This is a genomic window from Streptomyces sp. NPDC031426, from assembly GCF_055581585.1.
This window is the reverse complement of the sequence record NZ_JBVIJE010000013.1, coordinates 126050-151167: the sequence shown is the minus strand read 5'-3', so window position 1 is coordinate 151167 and position 25118 is coordinate 126050. Positions and strand designations below refer to the sequence as shown.

Below are 25118 nucleotides of genomic sequence, written 5' to 3'. Positions count from 1 at the left end.
CGTCTCCGGCCCGGGGCAACACCGCCGCCCCCGCCCCTGTGCCACCTCCGGGCCCTTGCCGTGCCCCCGCGCGCGGGCCACGGTAGGCGCATGACCTCCTTTGTGCTGCCCCATGAGGTGCACGGCGACGGCGCCCACAAGGTGTTCGCCGTGCACGGCTGGTTCGCCGACCGGTCCGCCTACGCCGCCGTCCTGCCGGATCTCGACCGCACTGCCTTCAGTTACGTGCTGGTCGACCTGCGCGGCTACGGCGAGGCCCGGGACGCGGCGGGCGCGTACACGACGGCCGAGGCGGCCGGGGACCTGGTGGAGCTGGCCGACCGGCTGGGCTGGGACCGGTTCTCGGTGATCGGGCACTCCATGGGCGGCGCGGTGGCACAGCGCCTTGCGGCCACGGTCCCGGACCGGCTGCGCCGGATGGTGGGCGTCTCCCCGGTGCCGGCCTCGGGGGTGCCGCTGGCCGACGGGCAGGGCACGCTGTTCACGGACGCCGCGTACAAGCCGGAGAACCGGCGCGCGATCCTCGACCTCACCACCGGGGGCCGGCGTCCCGCCGCCTGGCTGGACCGGATGGTCGCCCGCTCGCTGCAGCGCAGCGACGCGAAGGCGTTCCGGGCCTGGCTGGACTCGTGGGCGGGCGAGGACTTCCACGCCGACGTGGCGGGCAGCGAGGTTCCCGCGCTCGCCGTGGCCGGGGAGCTGGACCCGGCCCTGTCGCCGGAGGTGATGCGGCAGACCTGGATGTCCTGGTATCCGCGTGCCGAGCTCGTGGCACTGCCGTTCGCCGGGCACTACGCCATGGACGAGGCCCCGCTGGACCTGATCCGCGTGGTCGAGGACTTCCTGCGCGCGGACGCCGAAAGCCCGGCGGACGCCGAAGACCTGGCGCCCGCCGTGGACCCGGCGCCCGCCGTGGACCCGGCGGCCGCCGTGCCCCACGCCGACGCGAGTGAGCCGGCGTGAGCGTGCGTGAGACCCGGCCGGTGCCCGACGTGTTCGACCCGCGCCGGTACGCCGTCGGTGTGCCGCACGACGACTACCGGCTGCTGCGCGACCGCCATCCGGTCGTCTGGCAGGAGGAGCCGGAGGTGCTGGGCTGGCCGGCCGGGCCGGGCTTCTGGGCGGTGACCCGGCACGCGGACGTCGTCCGGGTGCTGAAGGACGCCACGACGTACTCCTCGCATCTCGGCGCGACCCAGATCCGCGACCCGGATCCGGAGGATCTGCCGTTCATCCGGCGCATGATGCTCAATCAGGATCCGCCCCAACACGGGCGGTTGCGGCGGCTGGTGAGCCGGGCCTTCACCCCGGGCCGGGTCGACCGGTTCGCGGCCGTCGCCCGGGAGCGGGCGCGCACCCTGCTCGACGGGGCGTTCGGGCAGGCGCGGGAAGGGGACGGCACGGTCGATCTGGTGGCCACCGTCACCGACGAGTACGCCCTGCTCAACCTGGCGGATCTGCTGGGCGTGCCGGAGAGCGACCGGCGTTTGCTGCTGCACTGGACGCAGCGGGTCATCGGTTACCAGGACCCGGACGAGGCCGGTCCGGCGGTGCTGGACGAGGCGGGCAAGCCGGTCAATCCCCGGTCCCCCGCGATGCTGAAGGACATGTTCGCCTACGCCGGACAGCTGGCCGCACACAAACGACGGCATCCTGCCGACGACATCATGACCACGCTCGCCCAGGATCCCGAACTCGCCGACGGGGAACTGGAGATGTTCTTCTTCCTGCTCACCGTCGCGGGCAACGACACCGTGCGCAGCGCGGCCCCCGGCGGGCTGCTGGCACTGGCGGAACACCCGGAGGCGTACGCGGCATTGCGCGCGGGCAAGATCGAAGTCGCCACCGCCGTGGAGGAGTTGCTGCGCTGGCATCCGCCCGTGCTGACCTTCCGCCGGACCGCCGCACGGGACACGGAACTGGCGGGTCGGCGGATCCGGGCCGGGGACAAGGTCGTGGTCTTCCACGCCTCGGCCAACCGGGACGAGCGGGTCTTCACCGATCCGGCCCGGCTCGACCTCGCCCGCTCCCCCAACCCGCACGTGTCCTTCGGCGACGGCCCGCATGTCTGCCTGGGCGCCCACTTCGCTCGGCTGCAACTGCGGCTGCTCCACGAGGAGGTGCTGCGTGTGCTCCCCGAGCCGCGGCTCGCCGCACCGGCCGGGCGTCTCGTCTCGAACTTCATCAACGGCATCAAGTCACTGCCTGTGCGGGTCACTTGAGGTCGGCGCCCGACACCTGGATCAGCGCGTGCGTGCCGCTGGTGCGCCAGCGCCCGTCCTCGGTGGCCACCAGCGCGGCCTCGGTCGTCGCGGACAGGCCGGTGATCACGTCCGACTTCAGGGTGCGCAGTGCGGCGACCGGGCCGGGGAAGTAGGCGGTCGTCTCCTGGAAGGGCGTGGTCGGCGGCCAGAGCCGGTCGCCCACCAGACGCCGGTAGTTGAGGTCGCCCTTGAAGACGGTCAGGGTGGCCGCGGCGAACTCGGCGCGCAGGTCGTCCGGCATCTCCGCATACGGCAGCGGGGCGCAGGAGAACGGGTGTGCGCGCACGGTGAGGCGGCCGTCGGCCATGGCCGACCAGAGCACGCGCGCGTACTCGGCGGCCGCGCCGGACGCGGCCCGCAGCCGGTGCAGCGCGTCGACGACGTCGGCAGTGGTGGCGTCGGAGACGTAGTACGGATACGGCTTGACATGCAGCACCGCCCGCGCGGCCCGGCCCTCGGCGAGAAGGTGGCCGAGCAGCAGCAGGTCCGGGACGAGTTCGCGGCCCGCGTTGTCCGCGACCAGGACGAGCGTGGCCGCGTTGCCGGGCGGTAGCAGCGACCACAGGGCCGCGCTGTCGTCGGCGACCAGCGCGGGGGCCGGGTCCAGGGCCTCGGCGCCCTCGGCGGAGAGCCGGAAGCCGAGGTCGGCCCGGTTGCCCCACAGCGAGCCGTGCAGCAGGGCACGCGCCCGCTCCTCCTCCGGCAGGCCGGGCAGGGCGTCCAGCGCGGCCAGTTCCCCCTCCGTCTCCGGCGCGTCGAGTTCGGCGCGCTTGAACGGGCGGAAGGGGTCGATGCCCTGCCAGGCGCCGGGGCCGAACCAGCCGACGGCGTCCAGCAGCCGGCGGTAGAAGTAGCTCTCGGACCACAGCCACGGCACGTCGTACCAGGAGAGCCCGGCACAGCCGGCCAGGCCCCAGTCCTGCCACCGGTCCCGGTCCGGGGCGTCGGCGGGCAGCGGCTGGACCGTGCCCTCGGTGCAACTCTTCAGCAGCTCGTCCAGCGCCCGGTGCTGCCCGGGGCCGTACGGGAAGGCGTCCCGTACCCGGCTGATGATCGCGGGGTGCCGCTCGGCCAGCACGCTGTGCGGGAACGAGCCGGGTTCGTTGCCGAGGATCACGGGTGCGAACGAGGTGGAGGGCATGTCCGTCACCGTATCGCGTGGGTCAGGCGGTTCTGATCTCCCGCTCCAGCTGCGTGGCGAGGGTGACGTAGCGGGGGCGGCGGTGGACCGGGACCAGGCCCCGGATCAGGAGGTGCCACATCTCGGCGACCCGGCGCGGAAGCCGTCCTACCGGTTCGAGTGAGCGGCCCGCGACCCGGGTGCCGACGAAGAAGGAGACCAGGGAGTGCGCGACGATGCCGATGTCGAGATCGCCGTGCACATCGGACTCCCTGACGGCCCCGTGGAACTTCCGGTTGGCGAACTCCAGCCATTCGGTGAACGGGTGCCGCAGGGGCGGCCGTACGGCGACGCCGGCGGTGGCGAGGCGGAGCGCGGCGCGCGGCACGGGGTCCTCCACGGCGAGTCTGGCGATCCCGAACGTGGCGCGCATCAGGCCTTCCAGCGAGGAGTAGCCGCGGCTCTCGACCTCGGCGACAAGCGCTTTCGCGGCGCCCGCGTTGAGTTCGAGGATGGCGTGGGCGAGGTCCTCCTTGGCGGCGAAGTGGAAGTACAACGCCCCCTTGGTGACCTTCGCGTGCGCGACGATGTCGCTCAGGCTCGTGGACTCGTAGCCCTGCCGGTCGAACAGATCGGCGGCGGCCGTGATGATCGTTGCCCGGGTCTGTTCGGCGCGTAACTGCCTCGCCATCCTGGGACCCCTCCTCGCGACTCGTACGAACGGGACATGCGGTTTGTTTTTGACCCCTTGCACACGATAACTCACTGTCCGGCAGCGGCAGTCCGGGGTGCGGGCCGGCGTCGGGACACGTGTCATCGGCGGATCCGGCATCGGGCGGGCCCCCAGCGGTCCGTGAACGACGAGACCAGAACGGTTCCCCCCTTCCTTGCCCGGCTGTCCTCGGCAGCCGCGGGGCGGCGGGTGCCGGACCCATGATCGCCACGATACGAGGACGACCGCCGGCTCCTCAACGGGGTCGCGAATCAGGCGCGAAACGTCCGTACCGGTCGGTGGTTTCGCACCCCCCCCGGGCCATCGATGCGCCGGTCCGGCTGAACGCGGGGAACGCCTGCGCCGTACTGGACCGCGCAGACCCCGTTCCCGCGCCCGCCGAGGAGACATCCCGGATGACCCGGATGACCGCCCGCCCGAGCGTCACGGTGGCCGTAGCCGCGGCCCCGCTCCTGCTCCTGTCGTGGGCGGCGGGGTCCGCCCAGGCGCACGGGGCCCCCACGGATCCGGTCAGCCGGGTCTACGCCTGCTCCCCTGAGGGCGGCGACGCCGGCCGCTCGGCGGCCTGCCGGGCGGCCGTCGCGGCGAACGGCGCTCCCTTCACCGCGTGGGACAACCTGCGCGTGGCCGGGGTGAACGGCCGTGACCGGCAGGTGATCCCGGACGGCAGACTGTGCAGCGGCAACCTTCCGGCGTACCGGGGCCTGGACCTGGCGCGGCGGGACTGGCCGGCGACCCGGCTGACACCCGGCGGCAGACTGACGATGACATACGCCTCGACGATCGCGCACACGGGCACGTTCCGGCTGTACCTGACCGAGCCCGGCTACGACCCGTCGAAACCGCTCACCTGGTCCGAGCTGCCGGAGCGGCCCTTCGCGCAGGTCACCGATCCACCGCTGCGCGGCGGGGCGTACCACATCGCCGCGACACTCCCGAAGGACCGGACGGGGCGTCAGGTGCTGTACACCATATGGCAGAACAGCAGCACGCCGGACACCTACTACTCCTGTTCCGACGTGGTCTTCGCGGCGAAGGGGGCGGGGACGGCGGAAGCCGGACCTGCCGTCTCGGCAGGTCCGGCTTCCGCCGCGGGCGGGCAGGCCACCCGGGAGACGGGCCCCTCGGCGCCCGCGCTGGCGGGCGGCGCCGCCGCGGTGCTGGTGCTCACCGGAGGCGTCGCCCTCGCCGTACGGCTGCGGCGTCGCTGAACTCGGCGCTGCCGCAGTCCGGTTGACGGCTCAGTTGACGTAGACCGGGGTGCCGCCGTCCGTCACGGGCGCGTACTTGGCGGTGAAGTAGCCGCTGGAGAAGCACAGCGACGAGCCCGAGGTCTTGGTGAACTGCTGGTTGGTGAAACTGATGCTGTTGTCGGTGTTGTCGGCCTTCCCGGTCAGGGAGGGCGCCTGGTAGACGCAGGTGATGGAGCCCAGCAGGGTGCGCAGCTTGACCGTGGTCTGGATGGTGGAGCCGCTCGCCGGTGAGACGGTGAGGGTGCCGTCGGAGGCGACCGTCGCCGTGTAGGGCAGGTTGTCGACGGTGATGCTGCTGACGCCGAGGACGCCGGTGACGTTGCTGGTGCAGGAGCTGCTGTCGAAGGTGTGCCCGGTGACGGACTCGGTGGCCGGGCCGGGGGCGGTCGGGTTGCCCGTGACCGTGGCGGTGAACTGGGAGGTCTTGCAGGTGACGCCGCTGGTGCCGGTCGCGCTGGAGTAGAGCGTGGCCGACGTCCCGGAGGCCAGCGGCGCGGTGAGGGTGTCGCCGGTCGCGACGGCGGTGCCGCCCGCGCTGCCGGTGGTGAGGACGGCGCTGCCGTCGGCGGAGGCGGGGGCGGCGACCGCGAGGGCGAGTGCGGTGGCGGTGCCGGCGAGGGCGAGAAGGGATCGCGTACGCATGCGGGTGCCTCTTTCCTGGGTGGGGTCCGGGTGAGGTGGGGATGGGGGGTGGCGGTGCCGCCGGCGCAGGGCCGTGCGCCTTCTCCGTACGCGACGGTCCGGCGACGGCGGCGGTCCGGGCACCGGCCGAAGGCCTCGGGGGAAGGCCTTCGGCCGGGCCGGCAGGGGGCGGCCGGCACGGCCGGGGGAAGGGGCCGTGCGGTGCCGCACTGAGGTGAACGGTTTCTTTCGGCCGCGATGAGCGGTCGGCGCGAGACGCCGGGAAACGCATCCGGTGCCGCTCGGCGGATCCGGCGCCACGGATCCGTGAAAACAGGGGAAGTTGTAGACCTGATCAACCATCAACGTCAAGCGCTGCAAGGGGAGTTGTAGGGTGCGATCGCAGCTCGGGCACATCCGACACTCTTTTTTCACATCCGCCTTGACCCCCTGAAGTAACCGGCGGTAACTTCCTCGCAGGCTACTGACGCGTAACGAGAAAGCCCTTGCTCCGCCGGGGTGTGAGGAGGCGTACGCGACAGTCGCTGTCCGCGCCAGGACACCGCGCCGCTGAAGCCCAACCCGCATTGATCCATGCCCCTGGGAGCAGACATGGCCTCGTCCCCGGACGTCTCGTCCGTCGGAAACACCCCCGAGAACCCGGGAAACGGTTCGCCCTCCGAAGCCTCCGGATCCTTGGCAGCCTCCGGAGCACCGCACACGGCCGGGACCGCCACCGGCGAGAGACGGGGCCGGGTCCGGGCCCGCCGGGCCGCGGTGATGGCCGTACCCGCCACCCTGATAGCCGCCGGTCTCGCGGTACTCACCGCCCAGGGGGCGCTGGGTGTGCAGTTCGCGATCTCCGGCATGCCGTTCACGGTCACCGCGACGGAACTGAACGGAACCGGTTTCGAGCAGTTCGGCGGCCTCGACAACATGGCCGACGGCAGCCCGAACGCCGGGGACACCGGGGGCCAGGAGCTCGTGGTGACCTCCGCCATCAAGAACGCCACGCTCGACCATCTGTGCCAGAGCGTCGACCTCGGCGGCACCAACATGCTGATCACGGCGGGCGCCGGCGCGGACAAGGTGCAGGCGAGCCAACTGACCACGGACTCCACGCAGCTGTCCGGCGACGCCGCGTTCAACAACATCGAGATCGGCAACGACGCCAGCACGCTGACCAAGGCCGGCGTGAAGGGCCCGATCGGTGTGTTCAGCCAGCAGGCCGACACCGTGCACATCGCCAACCTGCGGCAGACCAACTACGCGACGACCGCCGGTGTGTTCAAGCTTCCCGGTCTCAAGCTCCGCTTCAGCGACTCGGGTTGCTGATCGCGGTGGCCGACCGTCCACGCCGGGGAGCGCGGGCCGCCTTCCGTGGCTGGCGGGCCCGCCGGCCGTTCTGGGGCGGGCTGCTGCTCGCGCTGGCCGGGGGCGAGATCCTGCTCACCGAGAAGGCCTCGCTGAAGGTCGTGATGCACATCGGCATGCAGGGGGTGGCCGGCTATCTGCTGCCGACGCTGATGGCGCTGCTGGGCCTGCTGATCCTCTTCAACCCGACGCAGCGGCTGTTCTACTCCATCACCGGGGTCCTGCTCTCCCTGAGCAGCTGGGTCACGTCCAACCTGGGCGGCTTCTTCATCGGCCTCCTGCTGGGCGTGACCGGCAGCTGCCTCGCCTTCGGCTGGCTCCCCGACCAGGAACCGCGCGTCAGCCGCCGCCGACGCCGGACGCAGGCGAAGGCGGCGGCGCATGCACCGGCCGCAGGGGCCGAGGGTGCGGAGGGCCTGCCGGCCTGACGAGCGGGCTCCTTCGCCTCGCTCTTGAGGATGCGCATGGACTTGCCCAGCGCTCGGGCGGTGCGCATCACGGCCGGCCCCGCGCGTGGCGGGTCGTGGCCACGGCGAGGGCCAGGGCGCACAGCCCGAGGACCGCGGCGAGCAGCAGGTGGTACGGCGCGGGCAGGGCGGTCATGCCGAGCCCGGCGAGCGGCTCCGGCAGATCGGCGGCGGCCTTGGCCACGGGCGCGGACTCGCCGGTGAGCGCGGACTCGGACACCGTCACCGGGGGGCGCAGCAGTCGTACGTCGGCGGGCACGAGGTCGCCCGGGCCGAGCGGTACGACGTCGCCGGGGACCAGGTCGGCCACCGGGACCTCGTGGGCGCGCGGGGCGGCGGTGTCGTCGGTGCGGCGCAGCACGGTGGCCGTACCGGCGACGAGTTCGCGCAGGGCGGCGGGCGAGCGGTCGGCGCGCCGCTCGCCGGCCGCGCGCAGCGCACAGCTGAGGGCTACCAAGGGGTCGCGAAGGCCCCGCAGACAGCGCCGGAGCGGGGAGAGGATGTGCGGGCGGAGCGCGCGTTCTCGCCGTGGGTGGCGAGCCGGGCGGCCGCCTCGGCGTCGGTGAGTCCGCGCGGGCCGGTGTCCAGATGCCGCAGCACCTGGAGCGACGTACCCGCTCGACGGTCCGGTCCCGGGTCCGCCCACCGGGCCGTCGACGGCTCACAGGCCACGGAGGCCGCGGGCCGGGGCCGGTACGTCCGCGGCCCGTTCGGCGAGCCCGGCCGACGAGGGGGCGCACGACGTCGACGACGGCGGCCTGTCCGGCGGCGTCCACGAAGTACACCTGGCGGCGGCAGGAACTTCCCGGTGGTCCCAGGAGTTTCCACGGTGCTGTAGAAGCTGCGGCCGGTGCGCAGAGGGGGCACCCGTCCGAGGATCACGAGCGATACGAGGAGTGCGCATGGCCCTGTGGGACCGCGTCAAGGAGTCGGCGTCGCAGATGCAGACCCAGTTGGTGGCGAAGAAGAACGACCTGAAGAGCGGCGCGTTCCGCGATGCGAGCATGGCGATGTGCGCGCTCGTGGCCGCCGCCGACGGCACCGTGGACCCCTCGGAGCGGCAGCGGGTGGCCCAGCTCATCGCGACGAACGAGGTGTTGCAGAACTTCCCGGCGGACGACCTCAGGCGCCGCTTCGAGGAGAGCCTGAACAAGCTGACGACCGACTTCGCCTTCGGCAAGGTGAGCGTGCTGCAGGAGATCGCCAAGGCGAAGAAGAAGCCGGCCGAGGCGCGCGCCGTGATCCAGATCGGCATCGTGATCGGCGGCGCGGACGGCGACTTCGACAAGACCGAGCAGGCCGTGGTGCGCGAGGCGTGCTACACGCTGGACCTGCCGCCGCACGAGTTCGACCTCTGAGCCGACCGGGAGCGCGCGAGGATGGGGGCATGCTCGACGATCTCGACCGTGCCCTCATCCACGCCCTGCATCTGGACGGCCGGGCGCCGTTCAGCAGGATCGCCGAGGCGCTCGGGGTCTCGGCGCAGACCGTGGCCCGTCGCTACCGCCGGCTGCGTACCGAGGCCGGGCTGCGCGTGGTGGGCCTCGCCGACCCGGACCGGGCGGGCCGCGCCCAGTGGCTGGTCCGGCTGACGGCGACGGCGCGCTCGGCGCAGGACATCGCCGGGGCACTGGTGCGGCGGCCGGACACGTCCTGGGTGAAGCTGACTTCGGGGGGCACCGAGATCACGGCGGTGATCCACGCCCCGGCCGAGGACGCCTCCCCCGGCTCCCTCCTGCTGCACGACGTCCCGCGCACCGGCGGCATCACGGCCGTCTCCGCGCACTGCCTGCTGCACACCTACCTGGGCGGCCCCGCCAACTGGCGGCGCAGCGCCCAGGCCCTCGACGAGCGGCAGCAGGCGGCGCTGGAGTACCGGGAGAGCGCCGAGGGAGTACGGCAACCCGGCCCGGAGGACGCCGAGTTGCTCGCGGCGCTGGAGCGGGACGGGCGGGCCGGGCAGGGGGATCTGGCCCGCGCGACCGGCTGGTCACCGGTGACCGTGGCCCGGCGGCTGGCCGAACTGCGCGCGTCGGGCGCCCTGTTCTTCGACGTGGAGGTGGACGCCGGGCTCTTCGGCGTCCACACCCGGGCCCTGCTGTGGCTGTCGGTGCGCCCGGCGCACCTGGAGCGGGTCGCGCTCGCCCTGGCCGGCCATGACGAGCTGGCCTTCGTGGCCGCGACCACCGGCCGCACGAATCTGGTCGCCCAGGCGCTGTGCCGCGACCCGGCCGATCTGCACCGGTATCTCACCCGGCGGCTCGGGGCGCTCCGGGAGATCGACGCGCTGGAGACCAGCCCGGTGCTGCGCACGCTGAAGGCGGCGAGTCCGGTGCTGAAGGCCGGGTACCGGGTGGCGCCCACCCGGCGGGGTGGTTGAGGCCCTACGCGGCTGCGCGAGCGGGTGGGTTGCTCGCGCCCACGCGGCGGAGCCGTACACCGACACAGCCTCGCACCCCTTCCGGGTGCCTAGGCTCCCTCCCCCGTCCCCACCCGCGCGCTCGCCGCCCAGGCCACCCCCAGCAGCCCCGCCGCCACCCAGCACGCGCCCTGGGGTGCGCTCGGGCCGGTCCCCGCCAGGTACGCGCTGCCGAGGACCGCCACCCCCAGCGTGGCGCCCAGCTGCTGTACCGCGTTGAGCAGTCCGGCCGCCGAGCCGACCTCCTGGGGACGCAGGGGGCGCAGGGCGAGGGTGAAGAAGGCGGGAGTGAACAGGCCGGCGCCGAGGCCGACCAGGGCGAGGGCCGGCAGCAGCGCGGCCGGGTAGTGCCCCGGCGTGGTCGTCCGGTACGCGGCCGCGGCGGCGAGCAGTCCGGCCAGCAGCAGCCCGAGCCCGTACGGCATGACCCGCCGCCCGTCCCGCCGAACCAGCCGCGACCCCGCCAACCAGGAGGCGAGGGCGAGCCCGGCGGACCACGGCAGCAGACTCAGCCCGGAAGCCAACACGCCTGTGCCTGCGTCGAGTTGGAGCTGAAGGACGACCACGACGGTCAGCCCGTTGGTCACCGCGAAGAAGGCCGTGGAGGTGACGAGGGCGGCCGGGAAACCGCGGCGGGTGAACAGGCTGGGCTCCAGCAGCGGGCGGGCCGTACGCCGCTGGTGCAGGGCGAAGCTGCCGAGCACGAGCAGCCCGCCACCGAGCAACAGCCAGTCGAGGACGCGCAGTTGGCGGAGGTTACCGCCGATCAGCGGGTACACCAGGAGCCCGGTGCCGAGGGCGGCCAGTGCGGTGCCGGGCCAGTCGAGGGACGGGCGGTGCGGGGCACGGTTCTCCGGCAGGTTGCGGGCGAGGGCCAGCACCACCGCGGCCACCGGCACGTTCACCAGGAACGCGGACCGCCAGGACGAGCCGAACAGGTCGGCGTGGGTCAGCACGCCGCCGACGACGGGTCCGCAGACCGCGGCGAGGCCCATCACCGGTCCGATGCTGCCCAGCGCCTTCGCCGTCTCCTCACCCGAGAACATCGCCTTGATCAGCCCGATGGTCTGCGGGATGATCAGCGCCGCCGCGGCACCCTGCACCGCCCGGAAGGCGATGAGCAGCCCGGGGGACGGCGCCAGCGCGCAGGCCATGGACGCCGCCGTGAACAGCGTGACGCCGAGGACGAACATACGGCGCCGGCCCGCGATGTCCCCGAGCCGCCCGCCGGTGAGGAGCAGCACGGCGAACGGCAGGGTGTAGGCGGCGCCGAACCACTGGACGTCGGAGAGCGGCCCGCCCAGGTCGGCATGGACGGCGGGCGCGGCCACCTGTACGACGGTCGCGTCCAGCAGGTTCATCGCCTCGCCGAGGAGCAGGGCGGCCAGGGCGGGCCACCGCCTGCGGTACGGGGCGGCGACAGCCACGTGTGCTGTGGTCATGGGTGTTCAGCTGTTCCTCTCGCGCTCGGTGCGGGGGCCGGGGCCGGCCCGGGGCCAGCGTGCGAGAGCGAGGGAGCGGGGCTCCAGCGGGAGCGGTGTGCATGCGGATTTCTTGCATCGGCCGCGCTGTTGGTGAAGAAATCCCACAGCAGGACGCGGGTGCTCCCGGTCTTCGGGGGCACCCGCGTCGGCTGTGCGGGGTCGTACCGAGGGACGTCAGGCGAGACCGGCGGACTGCAGCCAGGTCTTGGCCACGTCCAGCGGGTCCTTGCCCTGGACCTGTACCTGGGTGTCCAGGTTCAGCAGGGTCGCGGTGTCGAGCTTGGCCGAGACCGCGTTCAGCGCGTCGACGCCCTTCTGGGACAGGGCTCCCTTGTCGACGAGCGGTTGGACGTTCTCGAAGCCGAAGAGGTTCTTCGGGTCCTGCAGGACGACGAACTTCTCCTTGGAGATGGTCGAGTCCGTGGTGAAGATGTCCGCGGCCTGCACGGCGTTCTTCTGCAGCGCGGCCTGGGTGAGCGGGCCGCCCGCGTCGAGCGCCTTGAACGACTTGAACTGAAGGCCGTAGACCGACTTCAGGCCGAGCAGGCCCTGCTGCCGGGTCTGGAACTCCGGCGAGGCGCCGATGACCAGGTCCTTCGCGATGTCCTTCAGATCGGCGATGGTCGACTTCTCGGTGAGGTGGTACTTGTTCGCGGTGGCCGCGTTGAGCGTCACGGAGTCCTTGGACTCCGCCGCCGCCGGCTGGAGCAGGGTCAGCTTGGAGTCGAGCTTGGCCTCGATGGCCGTCGTGGTGGCCTCGGCCGTCGTCGGCTTGGCCTTGGGATCGAGGTAGGCCAGCAGCGCGCCGTTGTACTCGGGCAGCACGTTGATGGAACCGTTCTTGATCAGCCCGTAGGTGGTCTCGCGGCTGCCGATGTTCGGCTTGTAACTGACCTTGATTCCCTTGGTCTTGAGGGCCTCGCCGTAGATGTCGGCGAGCAGGGTGCTCTCGGGGAAGTTGTTGGATCCGACGACCACGGTGCCGCCGCTCGCCTTGCTGTCCGTCAGCGGGTTGCCGCCGGACTTGTCGTTGGAGGAACAGCCCGCCAGCAGAGCCGTCGCCGCCGCGAGGGCGACCACCGCCGCGCCTCGGTTCCTCCGGATGGACCTGCTGATGTGGTTGTTGGAAGTCACCCACCGATCCAATCCAGCCGGTTCTCGGTCAGTCAAGGGCCGCAGATCACCGATTGGCCTCGATCTGCGCTCACTTGGGGGCACGGCCCGCCGGCCCGCGGCGACCGGCGGGCGTCAGCTGCTCCGCCGCACCCCCGGCGAAACGGTGATCCGGGAGGCCGCCCAGAAGATCAGGAGGGTGGCCAGGGCCAGTCCCGCGACCAGGGTGGCGCCGCCGACCACCTTCTCATAGTTCCTCTGGTAGAGCCCGTCGATGATGTACCGGCCGAGTCCGCCGAGGCTGACGTAGGCGGCGATGGTGGCGGTGGAGACGATCTGGATGGCCGCCGTGCGCAGGCCGCTCAGGATCAGCGGGAGCGCGACCGGCAGCTCCACCTGGAACAGCACCCGCGCCTCGGGCATGCCCATGCCCCGGGCCGCGTCCACCGGCGAGGGGTCGACGGAGCGGATCGCCTCGTAGGTGGTGACCAGGATCGGCGGTACGGCGAGCACGACCAGCGGGATCATCACCGGCAGCAGGCCGAAGCCGATCCAGATGAACATCAGGACCAGGAGACCGAAGCTCGGCAGGGCCCGGCCCGCGGTGGCGATCAGCGCGAGGGCGTTGCCGCCGCGGCCGTAGTGGCCGGTGACCAGGCCGACGGGCAGTCCGATCAGGGCGGCGAACAGCAGTGCTTCCAGGGAGTACCTGACGTGTTCGGCGAGCCGGGTGGGGATGCCGTCGTAGCCGTGCCAGTGGGCGCTGTCGCTGAAGAAGGCGTGTGCGAAGTTCAGGACGTTCACCGGGTGGCACCCTTCCTCGGCATCCAGGGGGTGAGCAGGCGGCGGACGAGGACCAGCAGGGCGTCGGCGAGGATGCCCAGCAGCGCGGTCGTCAGCACCGAGTTGACGGCCAGGGCGGGCCGGTGGTAGGTGGTGGCGTCGTTGAGCATGTTGCCGAGCGCGCCCTGGTTGCCGATGAGCATGCCGACGCTGACCAGGGAGAGGCTGGAGACCACGGCCACCCGCAGGCCCGCGATGATCGCGGGGGCGGCTATGGGCAACTGCACCTGGAGGTACCGGCGTACCGGGCCGAAGCCCATGGCCTGCGCGGCGGCCAGGGTCTCCTGCGGCACCGACCGGACGCCGTCCACGATGCCCGGCACCAGCACCACCAGGCTGTAGACCGCGAGCGGGATCATCACCGTGGTCTCGCTCTGCCCGAAGTAGTCGATGAGGACGACGAAGAGGGCCAGCGACGGGATGGAGTAGAGCACGGTGGTGATACCGAGGACGGGTGGGTAGACCCAGCGGAAGCGCACGCAGAGCTGGGCCACGGGCAGCGCGACGAGCAGCGCGGCCAGCACCGGCAGCAGGCCCTCGCGCACATGCAGGCCGACGAGCCCGAGATAGCTGTGCTGGAGATCGCTCGGAAGGTCGAAGAAACCGTTCATCGGCCGGCCTTGAGATCGACGTCGCCGTCCGTGCCCCGACCGGGCATGGCGCCGCTGTCGTCCGCGCCCTGGCCGGGTGCGGCGCCGGTGTCGCCCGCCGCCTGGGCAGGTACGGCATCGGTGTCATCCGCTGCCTGGCCGGGTGCGGCGCCGGTGTCGTCCGCGACTTTGGCAGGTGCGGCATCGGCGTCCTCCGCGGCCTCGCCAGCTGCGGCATCGGCGTCCTCCACCGCCTGGCCCGGCGCGGCATCGGCGTCCTCCACCGCCTGGCCCGGCGCGGCATCGGCGTCCGTCGCCGCCTGGCCCGGCGCGGCATCGGCGTCCTCCACCGCCTGGCCCGGCGCGGCATCGGCGTCCGTCGCCGCCTGGCCAGGTACGGCGCCGGTGTCGCCCGCCGCCTGGCCGGGTGCGGTGCCGGTGTCGTACTCGGACTGGGCAGGTACGGTGCCGGTGCCGGTTCCGGCCGCTGGTCGGCCGTGCTCGGTGTCGGTGCCGGTCGCGACGCGGCTGTGCGCGGCGCGGATGGCCTCGCCGATGACCTGCTGGGAGACGACACCGACGGCGCGTCCCTCGCCGTCCACCGCGACGGCCCAGCCGGTCGGCGAGAGCACCGCCCCGTCGAGCGCGGTGCGCAGCGAGTCCCTGCCGGGCACGAACGGCCGCCCGTGGTCGAGGAGTTGCTCCCGGTCGACGGCCCCGGCGGTGAGCCGGCCGGGCTCGCTCCAGCCGAGCGGTCTGCCGTCGGGGTCGGTGACGAGGAGGTAGGGGGCGTCGGCGTGGGCGGCGAGCCGGCCGGCGTCCGCGTCGACGCCCACGATCGGCCCGGTTTGCAACTCCAGCCCGGCGGACGGGAAGAAGGACAGCCGGCGGATGCCGCGGTCGGCCCCGAGGAAGTCCTCCACGAAGGCGTCGGCGGGCGCGCTGAGCAGGTCGGCGGGCGGGGCGAACTGGGCGAGCCGGCCGCCGGTGCGCAGGACGGCGACCATCGTGCCGAGCTTGATCGCCTCGTCGATGTCGTGCGTGACGAAGACGATCGTCTTGCCCAGCTCGTCCTGGATGCGCAGCAGTTCGTCCTGGAGCCCCTTGCGCACCACCGGGTCGACCGCGGAGAACGGCTCGTCCATCAGCAGCACCGGCGGGTCGGCGGCGAGCGCCCGGGCCACGCCGACGCGCTGCTGCTGACCGCCGGAGAGCTGGTACGGGTAGCGCTTGGCGAGCGCGGTGTCGAGCCCGACCCGCTCCATCAGCTCGGCCGCTCTCGCACGGGCCTTCTGCTTGCTCCAGCCCAGCAGCCGGGGCACGGTGGCGATGTTGTCGAGGATGGTGCGGTGCTGGAAGAGTCCGGCGTTCTGGATGACGTAACCCATCGAGCGGCGCAGGGTGTTGACCGGCTGCTGCCGGATGTCCGTGCCGTCGAGGAGGATGCTGCCCTCGGTGGGCTCCACCATCCGGTTGATCATCCGCAGGGTCGTCGTCTTGCCGCAGCCGGAGGGTCCGACGAGGACGGTGATCGCGCGGTCGGGTATCTCCAGCGACAGCCGGTCGACCGCGACCGTGCCGTCCGGATACCGCTTCGTGACTGACTCTATCCGTATCAAAACGCCGAATGCCCTTCGGGTTTGGCGGATTTCCGCCCGCTTTCGGCCACGGTCGTCGGTGCGCAGGCCGTTGCGGGGAGAGTCTAGACCGCGAGTGTTTCAGCGTTCTGGCGGGCGAGCGGCCCTTCAGACCACCGGAAGTCCCGGTGTGCGCAGCACGCCGCGTGCCGCGTCGACCGCGAACACCTCACAGCCGGGGCGGGCGGCGGCCCAGGCCGGCCCGTGGGCGCCCAGCGCGAAGGCGGCCGTGGCGGTCACGTCCGCCTCGGTCAGGGTCGGGGCCACCACGGTGAGGCTGAGCAGCTCCGTCGCGGGGCGTCCCGTGCGGCCGTCGAGGATGTGGTCACCGCGCTCGTACCGCCCCGAGGTGGCCACGGCCGCGTCGGTGACCGCCAGCACGGCACAGACCCGGTCGGCCTGTTCCGGATGCCGTATCCCGACCCGCCAGGGCCCGCCGGAGACCACCACGTCACCACCGGCGTTGAGGCAGAACCGCCGCGCCCCGGCAGCCGCCAGCAGCCCGGCCGCCCGCTGCACCGACCAGCCCTTGACCACCGCGCAGGGATCGAACCCCCGGCCGGGCAGCCGCACGTCGAAGGCACCGCCGGTGGCGGCCCGGTACCGCTCGCCCAGGCCGAGCACCTCCGTCAGGTCCGGGCTCAGCTCGCCGTCTGCCAACTCGCCGCGCCCGTACCGGGACACCTCGCTCCCCGGCCTGAACGGGCTGAAGCGGGCGTCGACCTGGCGCAGCCAGGCGAAGGCCTCGTCCGCGGCCGCGCCGAAGTCGCCCTCGTCGTCGATCCGCAGGGAGACCGGGAGACCCATGAGGTGCTCGACACGTCGCACGTCAGGAGCCCTTGGCGTCGAGCGCGGCCTGGAGGGACGCCCGGTATCCCTGGCTCGTGATCGTGGCCCCGGACACCGTGTCGATGTGCGCGCTCTGCGCCTTGAGCGTCTCCGCGATCAGCTCCGGTACGGCCCACCGGGTCTGCGGATGGTGGGGCGCCTGGAGCATCCGCACGGAGGCGATCCGGTCGCCCCGGAAGGTCACCTCCACCTGGAACACGCCCTTCGTGGTGCTCACCGCGGTGCCCGGGACGACCTTCGAGGCCGACGGCGCGGAGGGCGCGGCGGACGAGGCGGTGGAGGGCGCGGTACTCGGCGTCGCCGCGGGCTGTGCGGTCTCGACGGCCCCGGTCGACGGGTGGTAGCGCCACACCGGTACCAGGCCGGCGACGGTCAGGACGAAGACGGGAATGGCTCGCTTCACGGTCGACGCCCTCTCTCAGCCCGCGAGGCTGAAGCGCTCGAAGTGGATCTGCCGCTTGGGCACGCCCAGCTCGGCCAGGCTGCGCAGCACGGCGGACATCATGCCGGGCGGCCCGCACAGGAAAACGTCCCGTTGCCCGATGTCGGGTACGAGCCGCTCCAGTTCGGGCGGGGCGAGCCGGTCCGGGAGGACCGGTCCGGTCACCAGGTGCAGCTCGGCGCCCTTGGTGAGGGCGAGGTCGCTCAGCTCGTCGTAGAGGACGGCGTCGCGGTCGGTGGTCACCCGGTAGATGACCACGGCGTGCCCGTCCAGGTCCTCCAGCAGTGCCCGGATGGGCGTGACGCCGACGCCGCCGGCGATCAGCACGGACTCCGGGCGGGTGCGGTGCAGCGTGGTGAAGGCGCCGTAGGGGCCCTCGGCGAAGACGCGGGTGCCGGGCTTGAGGTGCCGCAGTGCGGCGCTGCCGTCGCCGGACGCCTTGGCGGTGAGCCGCAGGATGCGGCCGTCGGGGGCGGCGGACAGGGAGAACGGGTTCGCCTGCCACCAGCGGTCCCGGGTGAGGAACCGCCAGAGGAAGAACTGGCCGGCCCGGGCGGGCAGCCGGTCCAGGTCGCGGCCGGTGATGTAGACGGAGACGACGTCGTCGGACTCCGGGACGACCGCCGAGACCCGCAACCGGTGCCGCAGGTTCCGCCACAGCGGCAGCATCAGCCGGCCCACGAGCAGCGAGCCGAGGGCGCAGCCCCACAGCGTGTACCAGTACGTCCGCGCGAGGGGCGAGGAGGTGAAGGTCGTACCGGCCGCGACCTGGTGGGTGAAGGCGAGGACCACCGCGGCGTAGGTGTACATGTGGATGAAGTGCCAGGTCTCGTAGGCGAGTCGGCGGCGCGCCCAGCGGCCGGAGACCGCGCCGACCACGACGATCAGCGCGAGCGCGACGATCGCGCGCAGCACGCCCTCGACGGTCTCGGCGAGGTTCACGATCTGGCTCACCGGGTCCATGGCGGACGCCTGGGCGTAGCCGAAGGTGATGAACACGGCATGCGTGAGCAGGGTCCACAGGATGCCGAAGCCGGTGCGGCGGTGCCAGGAGGTCAGCCGGTCCATGCCGATCCGGCGGTCCAGCCAGGGCAGCCGGGCCACCAGCAGCAGCTGGAAGGCCATGAGGAGGGCGCCGTACAGACCGCAGAGGCGGCCGAGCACGATCAGGGGGTTGGAGGCGAATCCGGCCTGGACGAAGAACCAGGCCACGACGGCCGCGTTGGCGGCTAGCAGGGTGTACAGGCCGGTGCGGGCCACGGCCTTGGGGCGGATCGTCGCGGGGGATGCGGGACGGGTCTGGAGGGTCGTCACGGACGTGGCTCCTTGATCGGCTCCTGGGTGACGAGCTTCGCCCGCGGACGCTGTCGACTTCCTGCCGGACGACTTTCACCTGAGTATTGATGCGGCCGGTGGGAGCCGGCAGCTCGGACGCGGCCGGACGGGTGGCGCCGGCCCGGTGGCCACGGTCGCCCGCTACGAGGGCTGGGAGGCGGTCACCGCGTACCGCGGGGAGGAGGCGCCGGTCGGGTGGCTCCGCGGCGCCGCGCCGGCATCGGCCCGACCGAGCCGGTGCGCGAGGCCGCGGACGCCCGTACCGCTACCGCGCGACACCCGTACTACCGGCCGCGACCCACTGCCGGCTGTGCGGCCGTGCGGCCATGGCCGCGACGTCGTCCTCCGCATGCCGCGCGTCCAGCCGGCCGAGGATGGTGTCCAGGACGTCGTCCAGCCCGTCCCCACCGGGGAAGCGCAGGGCGGACAGCCGGGCCATGGACCGGTCGATGTCCTCACCGCGGCGCTCCACCAGGCCGTCGGTGAACAGCACCAGGGTCTGCCCCTCGGCCAGCGGATGCGTGGCCGACTCGTAGCCGCCGAACCCGGTGCCCAGCGGCGGTCCGACGGGGACCGGCACGATGGAGGTCTCGCCGTCCGTCGTGATGCGCACGGGCGGCAGATGCCCGGCGCTGGCCAGCGTGACCTGGTGGCGCCCGGGGTCGACGCGGGCGAGCAGGCAGGTGGCGGGCCTGAGGTCCGCCTCCCGGGAGGCGATGTCGTCCATCTGCCGCAGCACCCGGTGCGGGGGGAGGTCGGCGGAGGCGATGTAGCGCAGGGAGGAGCGGTAGGCGTTCATGTCGACGGCGGCCTCCAGGCCGTGGCCCATCACATCGCCGACGACCAGCAGGGTCCGCCCGAAGTGCAGCCGTACGGTCTCGCACCAGTCGCCGCCGACCAGCACGCCGCCCCCGGCCGGCAGGTAGCGGACGGCGATGTCGAGGTTGGGGTGCGGGCGGCCCGGCTCGGCGAGCAGGGCGCGCTGCAGGTCGCCGGCGGTGCGGTTGATGCTCTCGTAGGCGCGTGCGTGCCGGATGTGGGAGGCGGCGCGCTCGGCGAGCAGGCTGAGCAGCTCGGCCTCGGCGCGGCGCAGCGGCTCCCCGGTGCGGGCCCACACCAGGATGCCGTACCGGTCCGAGCCGCTGATCAGCGGCGCGCACAGCGCGATCCGGGTGGCGCCCACGTACTCCAGCCAGGGCTCCGGCTGTGCGCCGAGCGCCGGTGTCCCCGCCTCGCGGGCCGCCGCGGTGGCCCACCGGGCGTCGGGCAGCGCGTCGGCGTCCCCGGTGATCGCCTCGTATGCGGATATGGTCTCGCCACTGCGGCGCATCACGGCGGCCGTGCCACCGGCCAGCCGTACGGCGAGCCGGGTCAGCTCGGCGCAGGTCGTGCCCTCGTCGAGGGTCGTGCCGATTCCGGCCAGCGCCTCCCGCAGCACGCTCAGTCCCGCGCCGGCCACCGTGGCATCGGCGGCCGGCCTGCCCTCCGCCGCCTGTGCGGAGCCGGCGCCAGCCGCGGAATCCTGGGCCCGCGCGGACTTCGCCGTCGCCCCGCCTTCGTCCTCGGGGTGGCGGCCGCTGTCGGCGGGCACAGGCCTGCGACGGGACTGGATCCAGCGCGCCACACCCAACACCCTCACAGAATCTCAAACCGGAGCAAGTGGGGCACCAGCCTCAGCCGTCCCAGCGCCCTCGGCAGGCCCAGGACGAACCTTGAGTCACGCTCCGGTGTCCTATGACGTTCATCCTCGACCGGATGAGCCCAATCGCGGATGCCTTTTGGCCAGATTCGGAGTGTCGATCGATCGAGCGGGGGTCAGTCCTCGGCGGGCGTCAGCCGCAGGGAGATGGAGTTGATGCAGTACCGCTGGTCGGTCGGGGTCGGATACCCCTCCCCCTCGAAGACGTGCCCGAGGTGGGAACCGCAGCGGGCACAGCGCACCTCGGTGCGGACCATGCCGTGGGAGCGGTCCTCGACCAGTTCCACCGCGTCGGTGTCCTTCGGGTCGTAGAAGGACGGCCAGCCGCAGTGCGACGCGAACTTCGTGTCGGAGGTGAACAGTTCGGCGCCGCAGGCCCGGCAGGAGTAGACGCCCTGGGTCTTGGTGTCGGTGTACTCACCGGTGAAGGCCGGCTCGGTGGCGGCCTGGCGCAGCACGGCGTACTCGGCCGGATTCAGCTCCGCCCGCCACTGCTCGTCCGGCTTCTCGACGTCGTACGACATGTGCCTCAGCCCCTCTACTGCGACAGGCGGTCCAGGATCAACGGGCCCAGGTCGGTCACGTCGCCCGCGCCCATGGTGAGAACGAGATCGCCGGGCTTCGCCATTCCCGCGATCACCGACGGGATCTCGCCCTTGTCGTGGACGGCGGTGACGTCGGCGCCCGCGGCGCGCGCGGCCTCGATGATCAGCTCGCTGGTCACGCCCGGGATCGGGTCCTCGCGGGCCGGATAGATGTCCAGCACCACGGAGGCGTCGGCGAGGGCGAGGGCCTGGCCCATCTCCTTGCCCAGCTCCTGGGTGCGGGAGAAGAGGTGCGGCTGGAAGACGACGAGGATGCGGGAGTCGCCGGCGGCAGCGCGCATGGCCTCCAGGTCGGCGGTCATCTCGGTGGGGTGGTGGGCGTAGGAGTCGATGACCTGCACCCCGGCGGCCTCGCCCTTGAGCTGCAGGCGCCGCTTGACGCCGGTGTAGGCGGCGAGCGCCGGCGCGAGCCCGTCGGCCGGGATGCCGAGGGCGGCACCGGCGGTGAGCGCGGCGACCGCGTTGAGGGCGTAGTGGCGGCCGGGCACGGAGACCGCGAAGGTCAGCTCCTGCCCGTCCAGGACCGCGGTGACCTGGCTCTTCAGCCCCTGCGGGACGATCGACAGGACCCGTACGTCGGCGTCCTCGGCCTCGCCGTACGTCACCGTCTTCACCGAACCCGCGAGCCGCCGGGTCAGCTCCCGTGCGCCCTCGTGGTCGGCGGAGATCACCAGCGTGCCGTCCGGGACGATCTTCCCGGCGAAGGTCTCGAAGGACTCGTAGATCTCGTCCATCGACGCGTAGTTGGCGTGGTGGTCCAGCTCGACGTTGAGGACGATGGCGACCTCGGGCGCGTACTTGTGGAAGCTGCGGTCGCTTTCGTCCGCCTCGGCGACGAAGATGCCGCCCGCGCCGTGCAGCGCGTTGGAGCCGGGCGCGTCCAGGTCGCCGCCGATGGCGTACGACGGTTTCAGGCCCAGCGCGGTGAGGGAGACGGCCAGCATCGAGGTGGTCGTCGTCTTGCCGTGGGTGCCGGCCACGGCGATCGGGCGCAGCCCCTCCATCAGCGCGGCGAGCGCGTCGGAGCGGTGCACCACCGGGATGCCCAGCTCGGCCGCGCGGGCCAGCTCGGGGTTGTCCTCGCGGATCGCCGAGGACACCACGACACAGCTCGCGTCGTCGGCGAGGTGCTCGGCCGCGTGCCCGATGTGCACGGTGACCCCGAGCGCCCGCAGCGCCTCGGCCGTCGCCGACTCCTTGGCGTCACTGCCCGCGACCTCGGCCCCGCGCTGCGCGAGGATCTTGGCGATCCCCGACATCCCGGCGCCGCCGATGCCGATGAAGTGCGGTCGGTCCATGGCGGTAGGAAGGCCGGGTGCCATGTGGTTCTCCCCAGAGACGGTACGTACGAGAGCGGGCCTAGCCTATGCGCTGAAGCACCGGGCTCCTTGCAGCGAGGGGCAGGGCCGCCGGCCTCAGGGGCGCGGGGCCGTGTCCCGACGGCGCTCATCGGCCGAACCCGCGGAGCGGCTACGCCTTGCTGTGCGAGAAGAGCTTCAGCACCGGCACCCCCACCTTGTGCCGCGCCCGGGAGGCCCAGTCCCGGTGGAAGAACTCCTCCACGTAGTGGGGGTCGGTGAGCACGATCACCTCGTCCGCGCCCACCTCGGCGACGAGGGACTTCAGCGCGTCCAGCGGATGGTCCTCCACCATCTGCCCCTCCGCCCGGCTCCCCGCGGCCCGCAACGCCTGCACCGACACGTCCAGGGCCTGCTGCCCGACGCTTCGGGCGTCCTCCCCCTCGGGCGTCTCGTGTTCGCGGACCGCCTCGTCGAGTTCGCCGAGCGCGATGTCGTCGATGGCCCGCAGCAGGCGGTCCGCCTGGTCGCCGCGCGGCTGGAGGAGCACGTGGAAAGCGACCGGCTCGTCTCCGTGCAAGGTCGTGACGAACTCCACGTCGGCGGACGTCAAAGCCTTCTCGATCATCAGAACGCTGGTGAACACCAACCGCCTCTTCTCCTTCGTGGGCCCTGGCAGGGCCCCTGCGGAAACCATCCTGCCCCGGGATCGCACGGGTTGTGCCGGACTAAGTCTGCCCTCCGGAAGCTAAACGGAACGGCACATTCCGCTCATTTCAGGACCATCGGTACCGACCGAACAGAAATCCGGCGTCCTCGAGGAGGGAGACGAGCTCGAACCGGCGCGGCACGGCGACCGACGGCCCCCCGGCGATGCGCTGTGCGTCGCCCGCCGTGAGCATGGGCGACAGGGTCAGGCACAGCTCGTCCAGCACTTCGGCGGCCACCAGCTGGCCGAGCAGCCGGGGACCGCCCTCGGTGAGCAGCCGGGTGTGGCCGAGGCCGGCCAGGGCCCGCACCGCCCGCGCGGGGTCGATGCCGCTGCCCTCGCCCGCGGTCACCACCGTGGCGCCGGCCTTCTGGGCGGCGGCGACACGGTCGGGGGCGGCCGCGGATCCGGTCAGGACCAGCGTCGGCACCAGGGGCGAGGTGAACAGCGGGAGCGAGAAGTCCAGGTCCAGGCTCGCGGTGACGACCGCGATCGCCGGCGCCGGGCCCTGTCCGGCGGCTTCCCGGGCCTCGGCGAACTCCGCACGCGCGCGTGCGGGGCGGTACCCCTCCTGGCGCACCGTTTCCGCGCCCACCACGACCACGTCCGCGAGCGCCCGCAGCGTGCCGAAGATCCGCATGTCGGCGGCGCTGGAGATGGGCTGGGAGCGCCCCTCGTGCTGGGCGGCGCCGTCGAGCGTGGAGACCATGTTGGCCCGCAGCCACGGCCGCGGGGGGCCGGGCGGCTCCGGGTAGGCGTAGGCGGCGGCCAGCTCGGCGAGACTCCACTCGCGGTCGACGTGGGCGTCATGCTCGACGTGGGCGCCGTGGTCGACGCGACCGCCGACACCACTGGGCGCATGGGCCACCAGAGCCCCGGCAACCCCCCTCGCCCCCTCCCTCTCGGCCGTCCCGCCGGAGGCCCGGGCTGCTGTTTCGTCGGTCACAGGGAACAGGCGTCGCATGTCGTGCAGTGTGACACGGCGCTTAGCATGGACAACCGTGTCGTCCTCCACCACCGCCCCCGGATCCAGCCCTCTGACCGACGCGGGCCCCCTCTCCCTGTGCGCCCGCGAGCCGCATGTGCCAGCGGACCGGCTGGTCGCCGAGATGGTCCCGCCTCCGCGCTTCGACTCGGTCCGCTTCGCGACGTACATACCGGACCCGAACCAGCCCAGCCAGACCGAGGCCGTGACGGTGCTCGAAGGCTTCGCGGGCGGGCTCGGCGGGGCGCACGCCTCCGGCGCCGGCCGGCGCGGCTTCCTCGGCTTCGGCAGGGCCAGGGCGCCCAAGGCCCCGGCCGGCCCGCGCGGGGTCTATCTGGACGGCGGCTACGGCGTCGGCAAGACCCATCTGCTCGCCTCCCTGTGGCACGCCACCCCGGCCGAGCCCGCGCTCAAAGCCTTCGGCACCTTCGTGGAGCTGACGAACCTGGTCGGCGCGCTCGGCTTCCAGAAGACCGTGCAGACCCTGTCCGGCCACCGCCTGCTGTGCATCGACGAGTTCGAGCTGGACGATCCGGGCGACACGGTCCTGGTGTCGACCCTGCTCGGCAAGCTGGTCGAGGCGGGCGTGGCGCTCGCCGCCACCTCCAACACGCTGCCGGGCAAGCTGGGCGAGGGCCGGTTCGCCGCCGCCGACTTCCTGCGCGAGATCCAGGGCCTGTCGGCCCACTTCCGCACCCTGCGCATCGACGGCGAGGACTACCGCCACCGCGGCCTGCCCGAGGCACCGCGCCCCTTCACCGACGAAGAGGTGACGAAGGCGGCCTACGCCACCCCGGGCGCCTCGCTCGACGACTTCCCGCATCTGCTGGACCACCTGGCCAGGGTCCACCCGAGCCGGTACGGCGCGCTGACCGACGGGGTGAGGGCGGTGTGCCTCACCGATGTGCGGCCGGTGCCGGACCAGTCGACGGCGCTGCGGCTCGTGGTGCTGGCGGACCGGCTCTACGACCGTGAGGTCCCGGTGCTGGCCTCGGGTCTGCCGTTCGACAAGCTGTTCAGCGAGGAGATGCTGAACGGCGGCTACCGCAAGAAGTACTTCCGCGCGATATCCCGGCTCACCGCGCTGGCCCGCGACGCGAAGGGGCTCGTCGGCTCCTAGTCAAGAGCGAGATCGCGCCACGCGGCCGGCACTTTTCACGCTCTCTTGCGCTCGTAACGCGTAGTTAACCCTGCAAAGGACTTTGCAGGGTTAACGTGTTTCTTGACCAAGCATTGACCAATACTTGGTGCCCACGAGAGCTGTGAGACGTCGGGGAG

The 25118-nt window shown here is 72.6% G+C and carries 23 protein-coding genes and 2 pseudogenes; 8 read left to right on the top strand and 17 right to left on the bottom strand.

The window, feature by feature from the left end:
* Positions 1-90: 90 nt before the first annotated feature.
* Together ACZ5NH_RS26695 and ACZ5NH_RS26690 are read left to right on the top strand one after the other, a co-directional pair.
* A complete protein-coding gene (locus tag ACZ5NH_RS26695; RefSeq protein ID WP_468778681.1) occupies positions 91-963 on the top strand; it encodes an alpha/beta fold hydrolase in 873 nt (290 codons plus the stop codon).
* Entirely contained in the window at positions 960-2222 is a 1263-nt protein-coding gene (locus ACZ5NH_RS26690; protein WP_468778679.1) for a cytochrome P450, read from the top strand. The genes ACZ5NH_RS26695 and ACZ5NH_RS26690 overlap by 4 nt, the downstream gene beginning before the upstream one ends.
* Here ACZ5NH_RS26690 and ACZ5NH_RS26685 read toward each other — a convergent pair.
* Positions 2215-3405, bottom strand: a complete 1191-nt coding sequence (locus ACZ5NH_RS26685) for a damage-control phosphatase ARMT1 family protein (RefSeq protein WP_468778678.1) — start codon at positions 3403-3405, stop codon at positions 2215-2217. The genes ACZ5NH_RS26690 and ACZ5NH_RS26685 overlap by 8 nt on opposite strands.
* Before the next feature lie 22 nt (positions 3406-3427).
* A complete protein-coding gene (locus ACZ5NH_RS26680; protein WP_388624271.1) occupies positions 3428-4075 on the bottom strand; it encodes a ScbR family autoregulator-binding transcription factor in 648 nt (215 codons plus the stop codon).
* Between the two features lie 437 nt (positions 4076-4512).
* On the opposite strand from ACZ5NH_RS26680, the gene ACZ5NH_RS26675 reads away from it, so the two are divergent.
* Complete coding sequence (locus ACZ5NH_RS26675; protein WP_468778677.1) at positions 4513-5328, top strand: lytic polysaccharide monooxygenase; 816 nt, start codon at positions 4513-4515, stop codon at positions 5326-5328.
* Positions 5329-5358: 30 nt separating this feature from the next.
* Here the strand turns inward: ACZ5NH_RS26675 and ACZ5NH_RS26670 are convergent, their stop codons facing one another.
* Positions 5359-6012 carry a Tat pathway signal sequence domain protein gene (locus ACZ5NH_RS26670; RefSeq protein WP_468778675.1) on the bottom strand — a complete coding sequence of 218 codons (654 nt, stop codon included), beginning with the start codon at positions 6010-6012 and terminating at the stop codon, positions 5359-5361.
* 591 nt (positions 6013-6603) lie between these two features.
* Here ACZ5NH_RS26670 and ACZ5NH_RS26665 point away from each other — a divergent pair.
* Positions 6604-7326 carry a DUF6230 family protein gene (locus ACZ5NH_RS26665; RefSeq protein WP_468778775.1) on the top strand — a complete coding sequence of 241 codons (723 nt, stop codon included), beginning with the start codon at positions 6604-6606 and terminating at the stop codon, positions 7324-7326.
* Between the two features lie 5 nt (positions 7327-7331).
* On the top strand, positions 7332-7793 hold the full coding sequence (locus tag ACZ5NH_RS26660; protein ID WP_468778673.1) for a DUF6114 domain-containing protein: 462 nt from the start codon (positions 7332-7334) through the stop codon (positions 7791-7793).
* A 181-nt stretch (positions 7794-7974) separates the two neighbouring features.
* On the opposite strand, the pseudogene ACZ5NH_RS26655 reads toward ACZ5NH_RS26660, so the two are convergent.
* A pseudogene (locus tag ACZ5NH_RS26655) lies at positions 7975-8504 on the bottom strand (P-type ATPase actuator domain-containing protein); the annotation flags it as partial.
* Positions 8505-8734: 230 nt separating this feature from the next.
* On the opposite strand from ACZ5NH_RS26655, the gene ACZ5NH_RS26650 reads away from it, so the two are divergent.
* Together ACZ5NH_RS26650 and ACZ5NH_RS26645 are read left to right on the top strand one after the other, a co-directional pair.
* Entirely contained in the window at positions 8735-9190 is a 456-nt protein-coding gene (locus ACZ5NH_RS26650; RefSeq protein ID WP_388624291.1) for a tellurite resistance TerB family protein, read from the top strand.
* A gap of 29 nt (positions 9191-9219) precedes the next feature.
* Complete coding sequence (locus ACZ5NH_RS26645; RefSeq protein ID WP_468778671.1) at positions 9220-10212, top strand: Lrp/AsnC family transcriptional regulator; 993 nt, start codon at positions 9220-9222, stop codon at positions 10210-10212.
* Positions 10213-10301: 89 nt separating this feature from the next.
* Here the strand turns inward: ACZ5NH_RS26645 and ACZ5NH_RS26640 are convergent, their stop codons facing one another.
* The 13 genes and pseudogenes from ACZ5NH_RS26640 to ACZ5NH_RS26580 form a co-directional block, all read right to left on the bottom strand.
* Entirely contained in the window at positions 10302-11693 is a 1392-nt protein-coding gene (locus ACZ5NH_RS26640; protein WP_468778669.1) for an MFS transporter, read from the bottom strand.
* Positions 11694-11909: 216 nt separating this feature from the next.
* On the bottom strand, positions 11910-12869 hold the full coding sequence (locus tag ACZ5NH_RS26635) for an ABC transporter substrate-binding protein (protein ID WP_468778667.1): 960 nt from the start codon (positions 12867-12869) through the stop codon (positions 11910-11912).
* A 114-nt stretch (positions 12870-12983) separates the two neighbouring features.
* On the bottom strand, positions 12984-13652 hold the full coding sequence (locus ACZ5NH_RS26630) for an ABC transporter permease (protein WP_468778666.1): 669 nt from the start codon (positions 13650-13652) through the stop codon (positions 12984-12986).
* A complete protein-coding gene (locus ACZ5NH_RS26625; protein ID WP_388624306.1) occupies positions 13649-14302 on the bottom strand; it encodes an ABC transporter permease in 654 nt (217 codons plus the stop codon). Before ACZ5NH_RS26625 ends, ACZ5NH_RS26630 begins: the two co-directional genes overlap by 4 nt.
* 482 nt (positions 14303-14784) lie before the next feature.
* Positions 14785-15900 (bottom strand): annotated as a pseudogene (locus ACZ5NH_RS26620) (ABC transporter ATP-binding protein); the annotation flags it as partial.
* A gap of 126 nt (positions 15901-16026) precedes the next feature.
* Positions 16027-16746 (bottom strand): FAD:protein FMN transferase, encoded by a 720-nt coding sequence (locus ACZ5NH_RS26615; protein ID WP_468778664.1) that lies wholly within the window; start codon positions 16744-16746, stop codon positions 16027-16029.
* A 1-nt stretch (position 16747) separates the two neighbouring features.
* Positions 16748-17170, bottom strand: a complete 423-nt coding sequence (locus tag ACZ5NH_RS26610; RefSeq protein ID WP_451553894.1) for an FMN-binding protein — start codon at positions 17168-17170, stop codon at positions 16748-16750.
* 15 nt (positions 17171-17185) lie between these two features.
* A complete protein-coding gene (locus tag ACZ5NH_RS26605; RefSeq protein WP_468778662.1) occupies positions 17186-18523 on the bottom strand; it encodes a ferredoxin reductase family protein in 1338 nt (445 codons plus the stop codon).
* 286 nt (positions 18524-18809) lie between these two features.
* On the bottom strand, positions 18810-20168 hold the full coding sequence (locus ACZ5NH_RS26600) for a PP2C family protein-serine/threonine phosphatase (protein ID WP_468778660.1): 1359 nt from the start codon (positions 20166-20168) through the stop codon (positions 18810-18812).
* Between the two features lie 191 nt (positions 20169-20359).
* Positions 20360-20767, bottom strand: coding sequence for a peptide-methionine (R)-S-oxide reductase MsrB (msrB, locus tag ACZ5NH_RS26595; protein ID WP_388624320.1), 408 nt, complete (start codon positions 20765-20767; stop codon positions 20360-20362).
* Positions 20768-20781: 14 nt separating this feature from the next.
* Positions 20782-22170: a UDP-N-acetylmuramate--L-alanine ligase gene (murC, locus tag ACZ5NH_RS26590; protein WP_468778658.1), complete on the bottom strand. Its 1389-nt coding sequence runs from the start codon at positions 22168-22170 to the stop codon at positions 20782-20784.
* 148 nt (positions 22171-22318) lie between these two features.
* Positions 22319-22792, bottom strand: a complete 474-nt coding sequence (locus tag ACZ5NH_RS26585) for an indole-3-glycerol phosphate synthase (protein WP_388624326.1) — start codon at positions 22790-22792, stop codon at positions 22319-22321.
* A gap of 130 nt (positions 22793-22922) precedes the next feature.
* Positions 22923-23819: a pyrimidine reductase family protein gene (locus ACZ5NH_RS26580; protein WP_468778656.1), complete on the bottom strand. Its 897-nt coding sequence runs from the start codon at positions 23817-23819 to the stop codon at positions 22923-22925.
* 37 nt (positions 23820-23856) lie between these two features.
* Here ACZ5NH_RS26580 and zapE point away from each other — a divergent pair, with 37 nt between their 5' ends.
* Positions 23857-24960: a cell division protein ZapE gene (zapE, locus tag ACZ5NH_RS26575; RefSeq protein WP_468778654.1), complete on the top strand. Its 1104-nt coding sequence runs from the start codon at positions 23857-23859 to the stop codon at positions 24958-24960.
* The last annotated feature ends 158 nt before the right edge of the window (positions 24961-25118 follow it).

Excerpts from the sequence above, each read along its gene's own strand:
- ACZ5NH_RS26675 (WP_468778677.1), top strand. The coding sequence starts at position 4,513 with ATGACCCGGATGACCGCCCGCCCGAGCGTCACGGTGGCCGTAGCCGCG.
- ACZ5NH_RS26680 (WP_388624271.1), bottom strand. The coding sequence starts at position 4,075 with ATGGCGAGGCAGTTACGCGCCGAACAGACCCGGGCAACGATCATCACG.
- ACZ5NH_RS26625 (WP_388624306.1), bottom strand. The coding sequence starts at position 14,302 with ATGAACGGTTTCTTCGACCTTCCGAGCGATCTCCAGCACAGCTATCTC.
- ACZ5NH_RS26580 (WP_468778656.1), bottom strand. The coding sequence starts at position 23,819 with ATGCGACGCCTGTTCCCTGTGACCGACGAAACAGCAGCCCGGGCCTCC.
- ACZ5NH_RS26640 (WP_468778669.1), bottom strand. The coding sequence starts at position 11,693 with ATGACCACAGCACACGTGGCTGTCGCCGCCCCGTACCGCAGGCGGTGG.
- ACZ5NH_RS26665 (WP_468778775.1), top strand. The coding sequence starts at position 6,604 with ATGGCCTCGTCCCCGGACGTCTCGTCCGTCGGAAACACCCCCGAGAAC.
- msrB (WP_388624320.1), bottom strand. The coding sequence starts at position 20,767 with ATGTCGTACGACGTCGAGAAGCCGGACGAGCAGTGGCGGGCGGAGCTG.
- murC (WP_468778658.1), bottom strand. The coding sequence starts at position 22,170 with ATGGCACCCGGCCTTCCTACCGCCATGGACCGACCGCACTTCATCGGC.
- ACZ5NH_RS26645 (WP_468778671.1), top strand. The coding sequence starts at position 9,220 with ATGCTCGACGATCTCGACCGTGCCCTCATCCACGCCCTGCATCTGGAC.
- ACZ5NH_RS26685 (WP_468778678.1), bottom strand. The coding sequence starts at position 3,405 with ATGCCCTCCACCTCGTTCGCACCCGTGATCCTCGGCAACGAACCCGGC.
- ACZ5NH_RS26695 (WP_468778681.1), top strand. The coding sequence starts at position 91 with ATGACCTCCTTTGTGCTGCCCCATGAGGTGCACGGCGACGGCGCCCAC.
- ACZ5NH_RS26670 (WP_468778675.1), bottom strand. The coding sequence starts at position 6,012 with ATGCGTACGCGATCCCTTCTCGCCCTCGCCGGCACCGCCACCGCACTC.
- ACZ5NH_RS26650 (WP_388624291.1), top strand. The coding sequence starts at position 8,735 with ATGGCCCTGTGGGACCGCGTCAAGGAGTCGGCGTCGCAGATGCAGACC.